This is a genomic window from Paenibacillus rhizoryzae, from assembly GCF_059686995.1.
Genome location: NZ_JCAALT010000002.1, coordinates 772,469 through 785,266, shown reverse-complemented (window position 1 = coordinate 785,266; position 12,798 = coordinate 772,469). Strand labels below are relative to the sequence as shown.

The window sequence follows — 12,798 nt, the reverse complement described above, 5'->3', positions numbered from 1 at the left end:
GGATGTCGAGCACGTTGCAGCAGTTGAAGGTCAGCGATAACAAGAGGTTTTTGATGCAAGCGGACGGTACGCCGTTTTTTTGGCTTGGGGATACGGCTTGGGAGCTGTTTCATAGATTAAACCGCGAGGATGCGGACGAATATTTAAGAGGCAGAGCAGAGCAGAAGTTCAACGTGGTTCAAATCGTTGCACTTGCCGAGTTTGAGGGGCTGACCGTCGATAACGTTTACGGTCGCCGTCCGCTGAAGCAGAATGCTGAGGGAAACTATGATCCGACATTGCCTGATCTAGACGGTGACGATAACTACTGGAGCCATGTCGATTATGTTGTGGATCGTGCGGCGGAGTACGGCATTTATGTAGCGTTCCTGCCTACTTGGGGCGATAAATACAATGTAGCATGGGGCAAAGGGCCGGCTATTTTCAATGCAGATAATGCGCGAGTCTACGGACAATGGTTAGGTGAGCGGTACAAGAATCGTTCGAACATCATCTGGGTGCTGGGCGGCGACCGTCCTCTGCAGACGCTGTTGCATTTTGAGGTGAATAACGAATTGGCAGCGGGTCTGCGTGAAGGGGATGGCGGACGCAATCTGATTACCTTCCATCCGTGCGGCGATTCTTCCTCCTCGCGCCATCTGCATGATGCGTCTTGGCTTGACTTTAATATGATTCAATCCGGTCATCATGAGCGAATTCGCGTCAATTACAAACATGTGAAAGCGGATTACGAGAAGCTGCCGGTAAAGCCTACATTTGATGCAGAGCCATGTTATGAGGACCATCCGGTTAACTTCAATGCGGTAAATGGCTACTTCGACCAAGCGGATGTTCGGACAGGGGCGTATTATGCGGTATTCGCCGGCGGGTTCGGCCATACGTACGGGCATCATTCCATCTGGTCGATGACAACGAAGCCGGAACCCTATTTCATTATGAACTGGAGACAAGCGCTCCACCGTCCAGGCGCTCAGCAAATGCAGCATGTGCGCAATCTGATTGAATCGGTGTCCTTCTTTGACCGGGTACCGGATCAAAGCCTAATAGCAGAAAACTACGAAGGCGCCAACTACATGGTCGCTACTCGTGGCGAGGATTACGGCTTTATCTACAGCCCGAACGGCTTGCCGTTCCGAGCGGCGCTCGGTATCTTGGCAGGAAGCCGCATCGAAGCTTCGTGGTTTGACCCTCGGACAGGGGAGTACAGCTCAATTAGCGAATACGACAATAGCGGCGAAGTCGCGTTCACCCCGCCAATCAGCGGCAGAGGAAATGACTGGGTGCTGGTGCTCAGAACCGTGCAATAAGAGTCAGTCCGGCATTTCTATTCCTGCACTCCTAATTCCTCATCTATTAAATGCCTGTCATTATGCCTCCACCGGCATAGTGACAGGCATTTTGGCGTTTCTAAGTTATTTAGGGTGCAAATGGAACGGAAAGCAGCATGAAAAATCACATGTTAATATATTCGTGTCCGAATGACGTGCTCTATGATGATGGTGTCTCTCTATTGAAATAAAGGAGCCCTGGTCCTATGAATCTCTATCGCCCGATCTATCATTTTCTGCCGCCGAGCAACTGGATGAACGATCCTAACGGCCTGCTTTATTATCAAGGAGATTATCATGTGTTCTATCAATACAATCCGAACGGAGATACATGGGGAACGATTCATTGGGGTCATGCGAAGAGCAAGGATCTGATCCATTGGGAGCATCTTCCTGTCGCGCTGACCCCCTCGACGGATCGAGGGGAAGAGCATTGTTTCTCTGGCTGCGCCGTGATCGGACCGGAAGGCGTTCCCACCTTGTTCTATACAAGCATCGGCAGCGGGGAGCGGGGATACGAAGATGGAGCAGAGCAATGGATGGCTACGAGCACGGATGGGATGATGACCTGGAACAAGGATCCGGGCAATCCGGTTCTGTCGAAGGACGTTCATGGAGAGCTGAATATCCGCGATTGGCGCGATCCATACATTTGGAAGCACGAGGGAAGCTGGCTGATGGTACTCGGTGGAAAGCATGACGGCAAAGGCTGTGCCATGATCTATGGTTCGGACGATCTGAAGTCATGGAAGCTGCTGAACAAGCTGATGGAAGCTGAGCGCAAAGAAGAGTATCTATGGGAGTGCCCGATATTCTTCCCGCTGGATGGCAAATATGTGTTGATCTACTCGCCTAAGGATGCAGTTCGCTATTATACGGGCACTTTAAATGACGACTTTACGTTTACGCCTGAGCGGCATGGGATACTCGACCCCAGCGGTTGGGAAGGCTTCTATGCGCCGAATGTGATGGAGGATGGCGAGGGACGGAAATTACTGTGGGCTTGGATGCCCGAATTTGCGCGGGGAGAATTCGATGGCGCGAAGGGTTGGGCAGGCGCGCTGACCGTTCCTCGGACTTTATCGCTGACGGAGACTGGAGCGCTCCGCATGGAGCCGGTCCAGGAGCTTAAGCAGTTACGCGGTGAGTACGAGAGCACAAGCGATTTGACATTGAGCTCTGGTCAGACATTGACGCTGAAGACGAGGGGGCGGGCGTTCGAGTTGCTTGCAGAAATCGAGTTGACGGATTCGGACTCGACGTTCGGATTCAAGCTGCTGCATGGGGAGAATGATGAAGAAGCAACGCTCATCTTATTTGATCCAAGTCAGCGGCGGTTTATTCTTGACCGCTCCCGTTCAAGCCTTTCACCTTCGACACATCGCATGGAGCTGCAGGGTGAGATCAATTGGAAGATCGGCGATACGGCGACCGTACATATTTTCCTGGATCATTCCTTGTTGGAGATATTTGCCGGCTATGAATCCTGTCTGTCTGCACGGATGTACCCGCTATTGGAAGACAGTGATCGAATTACTGTATTTGCCGGCAGCGGGAGCGTCACGTTCCGTTCGCTGCAGGTCTGGACGCTTCATTCGATATGGCCTCAGCAGCACGAACCCGGATAACCATCCGGGTTTTTCTATTTTCCCCGAATGAAACCCACCCAAGGATGGAGGCAGCTGTTCACCTTAAAAAGAGCGTTTTCAAACATGAATGTCCGCTAATTTGGATATTTCCCGAGAGAGGCGTGAGCTATGATGAATACAGGAAATGAATCCGCTTTCAATGCAGCGAGGAAAGGCCAGAGAGGATGACCAGAATATGAATCATGTCCCGGCAGAGTTAATAACGGCAGCTTCCCCTCCTATTCATCGAAGAAACCACATATGGAGGAAGATTAAGAGGCAGAAAATACTACTACTCTTCAGCCTCCCATTTGCGATTTGGGCAGCCGTGTTCTGCTATGCTCCGATTTGGGGCTGGATCATGGCTTTCCAGGACTACAATCCCGGTAAAGGAGTGACGGGCAGTCCTTGGGTTGGCTTCAAGCATTTTCAAGCTTTTTTCCAAGAAGAAATGCTCTATACGCTGCTTCGGAACACCATTGCGATCAGCGTCTTGAATATCGTGGTGGGTACGTTCGGAGCTGTAGCCCTTGCGTTACTGCTGAATGAAGTGAAGGGCGTTTTCTTCAAGCGGACGGTTCAAACCGTATCGTATTTGCCCTATTTCATTTCGTATGTAGTTGTCGCCAACCTGTTCCTGACGCTACTCTCTCCTTCAGATGGGACAGTTAACCGAATATTATTGAAGCTTGGCTTGATCGATAAGCCGATCTTCTTCTTCGCCGAGCCGCATCTGTTCTGGGTGCTCGTCGTACTCATCAACGTTTGGAAAAACATCGGCTGGGATGCGATTATCTACATTGCAGCGATGTCGTCCGTAGACACGGAATTGTACGATGCAGCCAGTGTAGATGGGGCGGGACGCTGGCGGAAAATGTGGCATATCACCTTACCATGTATCCGTCCGACAATTGTGGTGCTGCTCGTGCTTAGCGCAAGCGGAATCTTGAATGCAGGCTTCGATCCTTCCTACTTGCTCGGCAATCCGATGGTTCACGATTATTCCGAAGTCATTGATACGTACGTTTACCGCATGGGACTAGGGAATGCGATGTATTCCTACGCAACTGCGATTGGCCTGTTTCGATTGTTGGTATCCCTGGTGCTATTGTATCTTGTAAACCGCATGGCGAAGAAGCTCGGAGAGGACAACGTGCTATGAAAAGAGGGACAAGACGATGAAACAGAGATGGCAGGATACCGCGTTCGATTTCTTTAACATAGGCGGACTTACGATATTGATGATTGTTACTCTGTACCCGTTCCTGCATGTGCTGGCTTTCTCTCTAAATGATGCCGTAGATTCCATGCGGGGAGGGCTGATGGTATGGCCGCGTAAATTCACTTTTGCGAATTACGGCGTCATCTTCCGCTACGATGCATTAATCGATGCTTCCATCATGAGCGTGCTTCGGACCGTCGTCGGGACGGTGACCTCAGTCATATGCACGGCTATGCTGGCTTATTCGTTATGTAAGAAGGATCTGATCGGCTACAAGTTTTTCAATTCGCTGTTCATTATGACCATGTTCCTCTACGGCGGCTTGATACCAACGTTTATTTTGTTTAAGACGATTCACATTTACAATTCGTTCTGGGTCTATATTGTCCCGGGGTTGATCAGCGCCTTCAATATGATCTTGCTTCGTACCAATTTCAAGTCCATTCCGGATTCCCTGATTGAATCCGCCTATATGGACGGGGCTAACGATGTGTATGTGTTTTTCCGAATCATATTGCCGCTATCGACGCCGATTATCGCCACGATTGGCCTGTTCGTTGCCGTCGGCCAATGGAACTCCTGGCAGGACACGCTGTTTTTCACGGTCAATGGCAAGCTGCAGACGCTTCAGTACGTGCTTATGAAAATTTTGAATCAGACCGAGGCCGGCGCGATGATCAATCAGATGAAATCCAGCATGGCTCGCCGCGGTATGGTCAAAGTAACGCCTGAAGCAGTCAAGATGGCGATTACAATGGTTGCCACGGTGCCCATACTGTGCGTGTACCCCTTCATTCAGAAATATTTCGTCAAAGGCATGCTGCTCGGCTCCATCAAGGGTTAATCGGTTAGGCTGGTTCGAGGCTGTTCGTCCTCCAAGAGGATTTGTAATAGCAAAATAGGCAAAGAGAATTTACACTAATGGGGGAGGTTTCAAATGAGAAAAGCAAGTGTTCGGAAAGTACTTGGTATTATGTTGAGCGTTTTTATGATCATTTCCGCAGCGGCCGGTTGCTCAAACAACAATAACAATACGACGGGCGATTCGACGCAGCAGGCATCGGAATCAAACGGGGCGGCGAATACGGAAGGAAACACAGCGGCGCAGGCAGGAGATATGTCTACATTGCCGGATGCCGAATTCAGCGTCATGCTTGGTTGGAACGTACCGCAGCTTGCGTCTCAGGATGCGCCGATCGTGAAGCAGGTCTATGATAAAACGAAAGTCCGCCTTAATCTTGAATCGCCTCCGGCTAATGTGGATGAGAAGCTGAACATTATGCTGGCAAGCGGGGAAATGACGGATGCGATCGTTATTACGAACCCCTCGATGGCGCAAAAGTTCATTGACGCCGGATATGTGATTCCATTAGACGAATTGTTCGATAAATACGGCGGACAAATCAAAGAAAATTTAAGCTCGGTATGGGGCCAGCTGAAGAACGAAGACGGCAAGATCTATAAAATCCCTTCGGGCTACATTCTTCCGGGTGCGGATAGAATGCTCGAGACCGGCTATAGCTTTCAGTTTCTGACCAACGTTCTGGAGGCTAAGGGCTGGTACAAGCCGCAAACGTTCGACGAACTTACGGCGCTGCTCAAAGAAGTGAAGGAAAAGTATCCGCAATACATTCCGATGTCTCTGGCGCTCGGAACGGAGAGCTTCTTTACGAACATGGTCAAAACCTTGGCAGGCGCCGAGGGCGTAAGGCTGTACAACGATTATGTCTGGACGCCCGACGATAAGCTGATTTACAAATATAAGGATGCCGGCATCCGCGATTCGCTGAAATGGCTGAACCAACTCTATCAGCAAGGGCTGCTCGACGAGGAGTCTGCCGTTCAGAACATCGACGGGTTTAAGGCGAAGATGGCTTCAGAGAAGGTTTTCTCTTCTATCGGATCTTGGTTCGACAACATGTACGAAGCGAACAGTATCTTCACCCAAGACAAGAAGCCGTTTCGCTTCAAATACTTCCTGTTGAAAGGGAAACCGGAAGTAGCGAAGACGACTTACGACGCATACGGAGCAAACTACGATTCGGGCGTCTATATTTCGAGTAAAATGAAAGATCCGGAGCGGTTTATGCAGTTCGTGAATTACTTGAATACGCAGGAAGGCAACTTACTGCAAAAAGGCGTCGTGAACTTTGACGGTGAAGATAAAGATGGCTATGATTATTTTATTACGGAAGAAGACGGCAAAAAATATATTAAGAGCACGACTTTCCAAGTGAACGGTTGGCAGAATGATGAGCTGTTTGCGTCGAAGCGCGGATTGAACACATTTGGGTTTCTGACCTTCAGCACGGATATGAACGACCACCCGAGCTTCACTTACCAAATGTCGCGCAAAGAACTGGATTTCTCCATGTGGTGGGACGAAGAGACAAAGCGGGCCAACGAGGGTTATGGCGAGAAAGGGACGGATTGGATCGAGGAAGGAAGAAACACGGGGTGGGACTTCACGGATATCGCCGGACTTAACTTTAAACCGGAGAGCAAGGAGTTCATTGCTTCGACTAAAGTCAATCAGTTATCCTACAACTCGATCGTCAAGCTGATTCTGTCCGCGTCCGATGCGGAATTCGATAAAGGGTACGATGAATTCTTGAAGAAAGCGGATGATATGGGCATCGGCCAAGCGGAAGCGGCAATGAACCAAATGTATCAAGACCGCAAAGCAGAATGGCAACAATAAGAAGGTAAGTTTCGGAAAGGCTCCGGTTGCCACGACGGGAGCCTTTCCGAATTTCTCATGGGCAATTTCGGCAAGGAGGAATCATCATGATCAACTTGTTTATCGTGGACGACGAAGATATGGAACGGGAGGGTATCCGTTCGCTCTTTGACTGGAACCAGCTCGGCATCACGATCATTGGCGAGGCGTGGAACGGCCAAGCCGCTTTGGAGGCTCTTGTTGACGTGGAACCGGACATCGTAATTACAGATGTGAGGATGCCGGGCATGAATGGTCTGGAGTTCGCGAGCCGGTTGAAGCGGCATTATCCGAACGTCAAATTTATATTCATTAGCGGGTACGAGGATTTCGATGCGGCAAGGAACGCGGTGGATGTGAGCGCGGTTGCTTACTTAATGAAACCCATCAATAAAGAGACCCTGATGGATACGATTGCCGGAGCGATAGGCCGGATTCAGGAAGAGAAACATCGCGTGAAAGAGGAAGTCCAGCTTAAGCATCAAGTAGAAGAAAGCCTGCCCTTGCTGCGAGAGCAGCTGCTGCGGGACATTCTGCTCGGCATCGAACGGATCGACGACGATAGGACGATGCAGCGGGCAGAGTCCTATGGGTTGTCGCTGCCTGTGATCCCTACGGCCGTCATGATCGTGAAAGCGGAGGAGCTTGGGGCTGACCGCGAGGATGCGGAGCACTTGAAGACGATCGCTGTCTATCGAGAGCTCAGCGGGATGATCGGGGAGGAAACGAGCTTGCCGGCCGTCATGACCCGGGAGGGTGAATATGTCGTGCTGATTCCGTGTTCTCCGATTCTTACGCAGGAAGACATGGAAGAGCATTTGGAACAGACGGCCGCGAGCTGGATTCAGCAGCTGCAGCGGTCAACGGGCATGACCCTTGCGATCGGCATTGCGCTGGCAGAGGAAGGGATTCGAAGCTGCCCGCGCTATTACCGGATGGCCAGAACTGCAGTCGGACGCAAGTTTTATTCAGGCGCACAAAATGTGCTGTGGCACGAGGAAGACGAAGGCAGCTGGGATGATGTTCCGATTCTCGTTCATCGCTCCAAAGATGAATTGGAGGAAGCGATTATCGCCTCCGATACGTCCAGGATTGAACAAATCGTTACCACCAGCTTACAAGGCAAATCGATGAAGAAGGAACAAGCCTGGTTCGTCGCGATCGATCTTCTAAATACGGCTTTGCAAACGCTTGCGGAGAAGAAAGAGCTGGTGAAAGCGGCGTTCGAGCAAGAAAAGGCACCGTGGGAGAAGTTGATGTTGATGGATACCATTGATTCACTTGCAGCTTGGGTCGTCGCTTACATTCAAGGCATCGCTGAATTAATCAAGAAGAACCAAGGCAACCGAAACGAACACATCGTGCAAACGATCAAGCAGTGGGTGAAAAGCGAGTACATGACGGATTTAACGATCAATTCCATAGCAGGCCGAGTATTCCTGGCTCCGGGCTATGTCCGGAAACTATTTAAGAACCACACGGGCATGACGTTGAAGGAGTACATCGTGCAAACCCGAATGAAAAATGCGAGCGAGCTGCTTCGCCAACCTGAGCGTAAAGTAAACGAAGTCGCGCTTGCTGTCGGCTACGAGAACGTTTCATACTTCTGCGCGGTATTCAAAAACTTTTACGGCATATCGCCGGGGGATTTCAAAGATGCCTATCAAATCCTGGCTTAACGATTTACCCAACCATACCATTAACCGGATCAGGCTGAAGCCGAAATTAATCGCTTCTTATATGATTGCGGCCTTTTTACCGCTTCTGTTCATGGGCTTCTTTCTGGTGCATAAGGCGAATCAGATCATCGAGAATCAGACCAACCTTACCTACGGGATCTCGATGCAGCAGTTGATGTACAATATGGAAACCCGGCTTGCTTCGTATGAGGAGCTATCCAATCATTTCTACTTCGATACCAATTTGAACCTGGATCTCCAGAAGGATTACAGCAAAAGTTCGAACCTGGACAAATACGAGGTCGAGAGCGATTTCATCGAGCGGGTCAAAGTATTGCTGAAATTCAAAAACGATGTGCGTACCGTCGGTATTTATTTTCATAATGCGAGCCTGTATAATGCCAAGCCCTATTTGACCTATGCCGACGACAAAATCGCGGGTCAGCTTAATTTCCAGAGAGCCTCGGCATCCAAGTATAAAGGATATTGGGGGAAGGTGAGATCCGTACCGGACGGTAATTTGTATTGGGACGTGGAATTAAGGCGCAACGCGCCGAATACCCGCGTATTTAGCTATAATCGGCCCTTGGAGTTTTATACGGATCATCATTCGGTAGGTTTGCTGACGATTGAAATCAAGGAATCGGAGTTCTATCAGCTGCTTTCCAAAGAGGGAACCGACAAGGCAATCTACCTCGTGGAGCCAGATGGGAATATCATTACGTCCAATGATCGGGCTAGCTTGGGCAATAACCTGGAAGCGGACGTGCTGGGCGAAATCGGGAGGCAGGCTAGCGGCGATTTTCTGCTGCAGCGGAGCGAGGACCATTTCAAAGTCATGTACAGCGAATTGTCGAACGGCTGGAAAATGGTTTATATGATTCCGGTCAACCGTCTGCTGGAAGAAACGAAGAACATGCGAAATTACGGGCTGTTGTTTATTCTTGTCAGCGCAGCCGTGTCGGTAGCTTTGCTGATCATTTTCTCGAATCTGATTCTCTCCCGTATGACCATTCTGCTCAAGCGCATCCAAAGAATGAGGAACGGAGAAATCGAGACGGGGCGGTTTGTGAGCGGGAAGGATGAAATCGCCGTTCTGGACCATAGCTTTAATCAAATGGCGGAACGCATGAAATATTTGATCGACGAAGTCTATACGCTCACGATTAAGAGAAAGGAAGCAGAATTGACGGCACTCCAAAGCCAAATCAATCCGCACTTTCTGTACAATACCTTGTCCACGGTCAGCTGGCTTGGGCGGAAGAACGGGAATGACGACGTATGCGAGATCGTCGAAAGCCTGGCGAAGTTCTACCGTATTTCCCTGAGCAAGGGAAAGGATGTCATTACGATGCGGGAGGAGTTCGAATGCATTAAAGCTTATATCGATATTCAGCGATATAGGATGAAAAACCGCATCCGCTCGATCTACGCGCTCGATGAAGGCATTATGGACGCCACTGTGCTGAAGCTGATTTTACAGCCGATCGTCGAGAACGCGATTCTGCACGGACTCAGCCATGAGAAGGAACAAATTTCGATCTTGATCAAGGGAGGGTATAACGGGGGGAGCGTCCAGCTTGAGGTGAGCGACGATGGAGTCGGCATGGAGCCAGAGGTATTAGCTATGCTGCTGGATGCAAATTCACAGTTGAACCAAAAGGGCGGTTATGGCCTGCGAAACGTGAACGAACGGATTAAGCTCCAATTCGGACACGATTACGGTGTAGAAGTAAAGAGCAAGCCCGGTTTGGGTACGTCGGTATTCATCCGATTGCCGTACCAAACGGAATAAAGGAACGTTTTCGAGCACAAATGTCCGGTTATTTTGATATTTCGATGCGGGTGCCCTGATGTATGATGAGGGCAATTCCTCTGGTGCGGACAACACGGCTGGATTGGAAAATGATAAAACGGAGTGTGAAAGGGAATGATGGGGAATTCCGAAAGATCGGCTCTTGCGAATCATACAATGCCTGAGGATTATGTGGAACGCGTATATGCGGGATGGGTGGGGAAAACGATCGGCGTCCGCCATGGCGGCAACGTCGAAGGCTGGTCCTACGAGCAGCTGGAGCGTACGTTCGGCGAAATGACCGGTTATTTGCACCAATTCAAAAATTTCGCGGCTGACGACGACACGAACGGCCCGCTGTTCTTCCTGCGGGCGCTTGAGGATTATACGCATACGCCTGACATCTCCGCAGAGCAGATGGGGCTGACTTGGCTCAATTATGCGCCTGACGGACATGGTTTCTATTGGTGGGGCGGCTACGGTAAATCCACGGAGCATACCGCGTACCTGAACTTGAAGAACGGTATCATGGCACCGCGTTCCGGCTCTACGGCGTTAAATGGAAGCGCTGTCGCCGAGCAAATCGGCGGGCAAATTTTCATCGACGCATGGGGATTGATCGCGCCTGGCAACCCAAGACTGGCTGCCCATTATGCGGAGAAAATTGCCAGTGTATCGCATGACGGCAACGGCAAATACGGAGGCATGTTCATTGCGGCCTGTATCGCAGCCGCTTTTGTGGAGCGGGATATCGAAGCGATTATCAAGGCAGGCTTGGACGTTATTCCTGAGGATTGCGAATATACCCGGATGACGAAAGACGTGATCGCGTTCTATCACCGTAATCCGGAAAATTGGCGGGATTGCTTCAAGTTCGTATTTGACAACTACGGTTATGATCGTTATCCCGGCGTCTGCCATATTATCCCGAACTCCGCGGTCATCGTCTTATCCTTGCTTTATTCCGGAGGCGATTACTCCAAGGCGATTAATATATGCAATATGTGCGGATGGGACACCGATTGCAACGTCGGTAACGTGGGTACGATTATGGGCGTGATGGTCGGCCTAGACGGCATCGATCCATCGTGGCGCAAGCCAATCAACGATTTCCTCTGCTGCTCAAGCGTCATTGGTTCCCTGAACGCGATCGATTTGCCGTGGTGCGCCCAGTACGTGGCCGATTTGGGCTATCGCATCGCGGGCACCAAACCTTCGGACAAATGGAAGCCAATCTTAAGCGGCGGGCAATCGCAGTTCCATTTTGAATTTCCGGGTTCAACGCACGCGTTCAAGACCGATTGGGACGACCGGAGCCATCATGTCACGAGCTTCGTGGAGAACACGACGGAAGCCGCGGCAAGCGGAGAGCGCTCGCTCAAAGTCGTATTCGATCGTTCCCACGGCGGACAAGGCTATCGGGCTTACCGACAAACCTATTACCGTCCTGAGGATTTCAACGACAGCCGGTACGATCCATGCTTTTCGCCGAATCTTTACCCGGGGCAGTCGATTGCGGCGAAGGTAATGCTGCCGAAGACGGAGAAAAGGTCGATCCAGGTGCGACTTTATGTGCGAGACCGAAATGCCGGCGTCCGCCATTACGGAGAGAAAACGACATTGACTCCAGGGCAATGGACGGAGCTTACTTATTCCATCCCGGCGATGGAGGATGTCTGTCTGCTAGAAGCAGGTATCGAATGGATTCCCGAAGGAGGCTGGGGACCGCTGATCGCTTATGTGGACGACATGCACTTCGCCGGGAAGCCCGATTATGCGGTCGACTTTGCGCAGGAACGTCTGGAGAAGTGGACCGGCACGCATATTGAAGTAAGCCAGCTCACCTATTTGCGCGGCTTGTGGACGCTGGATGAAGGTAAGCTATGCGGCAGCTATTACGGCGAGTCAGCCGAGAGCTATACGGGAGATCTGCAGTGGAAGGATTACCGCTATACGGCTTCGGTCATTCCGCAATCGGGCAGCGAGCATCGTATTCTCTTCCGCGTGCAGGGTGGTATTCGTTCTTATGCCGCAGGCTTCTCCGAAGGGAATACGTTCCGCTTGTACAAGAACGAGAACGGCTATCGCGAGCTCGCAAGCGTAGACTTCGAATGGGCTTGCGGCCAGGAGTATGAGGTAGGGATTAGCGCAATTGGCGGTGACTTCGAAGTTACTGTTAATGGAGATACTGTGATTCGATATAAGGATGAGACCGCGCCTTATTTGAACGGAATGATAGGCTTTGCAAATAAGAACGGCAGCCGTACCCAATATGCTTCTTTCCGTGTTAAGGGACACTAGTACGCTCGTGGGATGTGTATAGGAAGAGAATAGCGGCGGTGCAGAGGTTGATCATCTGCACCGCCGCTTTTTGATTTAAGCCCGCTGCATAATAGTCTTGTACATTTCAGGGTAAATTACTACTAT

8 protein-coding genes are annotated in these 12,798 nt (G+C 50.5%); all 8 read left to right on the top strand.

The genetic code is table 11. The annotated features are described in order from the left end of the window. Positions 1-2 precede the first annotated feature (2 nt). The 8 genes from AC6ESO_RS08590 (at position 3) to AC6ESO_RS08555 (ending at position 12,672) form a co-directional block, all read left to right on the top strand. On the top strand, positions 3-1,307 hold the full coding sequence (locus AC6ESO_RS08590; protein WP_497091020.1) for a glycoside hydrolase family 140 protein: 1,305 nt from the start codon (positions 3-5) through the stop codon (positions 1,305-1,307). Between the two features lie 227 nt (positions 1,308-1,534). Then, entirely contained in the window at positions 1,535-2,956 is a 1,422-nt protein-coding gene (locus AC6ESO_RS08585) for a glycoside hydrolase family 32 protein (RefSeq protein ID WP_497091019.1), read from the top strand. Positions 2,957-3,317: 361 nt separating this feature from the next. Then, positions 3,318-4,118: an ABC transporter permease gene (locus AC6ESO_RS08580; protein ID WP_497091018.1), complete on the top strand. Its 801-nt coding sequence runs from the start codon at positions 3,318-3,320 to the stop codon at positions 4,116-4,118. 16 nt (positions 4,119-4,134) lie between these two features. Then, entirely contained in the window at positions 4,135-5,022 is an 888-nt protein-coding gene (locus AC6ESO_RS08575) for a carbohydrate ABC transporter permease (RefSeq protein WP_497091017.1), read from the top strand. A 93-nt stretch (positions 5,023-5,115) separates the two neighbouring features. After that, positions 5,116-6,879 carry an extracellular solute-binding protein gene (locus tag AC6ESO_RS08570; RefSeq protein WP_497091016.1) on the top strand — a complete coding sequence of 588 codons (1,764 nt, stop codon included), beginning with the start codon at positions 5,116-5,118 and terminating at the stop codon, positions 6,877-6,879. Positions 6,880-6,965: 86 nt separating this feature from the next. Next, complete coding sequence (locus AC6ESO_RS08565) at positions 6,966-8,576, top strand: response regulator (protein WP_497091015.1); 1,611 nt, start codon at positions 6,966-6,968, stop codon at positions 8,574-8,576. Then, complete coding sequence (locus tag AC6ESO_RS08560; RefSeq protein WP_497091014.1) at positions 8,554-10,371, top strand: cache domain-containing sensor histidine kinase; 1,818 nt, start codon at positions 8,554-8,556, stop codon at positions 10,369-10,371. Before AC6ESO_RS08565 ends, AC6ESO_RS08560 begins: the two co-directional genes overlap by 23 nt. Positions 10,372-10,506: 135 nt before the next feature. Beyond that, a complete protein-coding gene (locus tag AC6ESO_RS08555; RefSeq protein WP_497091013.1) occupies positions 10,507-12,672 on the top strand; it encodes an ADP-ribosylglycohydrolase family protein in 2,166 nt (721 codons plus the stop codon). Positions 12,673-12,798: the final 126 nt, after the last annotated feature.

What these genes read in the sequence shown, in the direction of transcription:
- AC6ESO_RS08560 (WP_497091014.1), top strand. Translation starts at nt 8,554, where the DNA reads ATGCCTATCAAATCCTGGCTTAACGATTTACCCAACCATACCATTAAC.
- AC6ESO_RS08580 (WP_497091018.1), top strand. Translation starts at nt 3,318, where the DNA reads ATGGCTTTCCAGGACTACAATCCCGGTAAAGGAGTGACGGGCAGTCCT.
- AC6ESO_RS08585 (WP_497091019.1), top strand. Translation starts at nt 1,535, where the DNA reads ATGAATCTCTATCGCCCGATCTATCATTTTCTGCCGCCGAGCAACTGG.
- AC6ESO_RS08575 (WP_497091017.1), top strand. Translation starts at nt 4,135, where the DNA reads ATGAAACAGAGATGGCAGGATACCGCGTTCGATTTCTTTAACATAGGC.
- AC6ESO_RS08555 (WP_497091013.1), top strand. Translation starts at nt 10,507, where the DNA reads ATGATGGGGAATTCCGAAAGATCGGCTCTTGCGAATCATACAATGCCT.
- AC6ESO_RS08565 (WP_497091015.1), top strand. Translation starts at nt 6,966, where the DNA reads ATGATCAACTTGTTTATCGTGGACGACGAAGATATGGAACGGGAGGGT.
- AC6ESO_RS08590 (WP_497091020.1), top strand. Translation starts at nt 3, where the DNA reads ATGTCGAGCACGTTGCAGCAGTTGAAGGTCAGCGATAACAAGAGGTTT.
- AC6ESO_RS08570 (WP_497091016.1), top strand. Translation starts at nt 5,116, where the DNA reads ATGAGAAAAGCAAGTGTTCGGAAAGTACTTGGTATTATGTTGAGCGTT.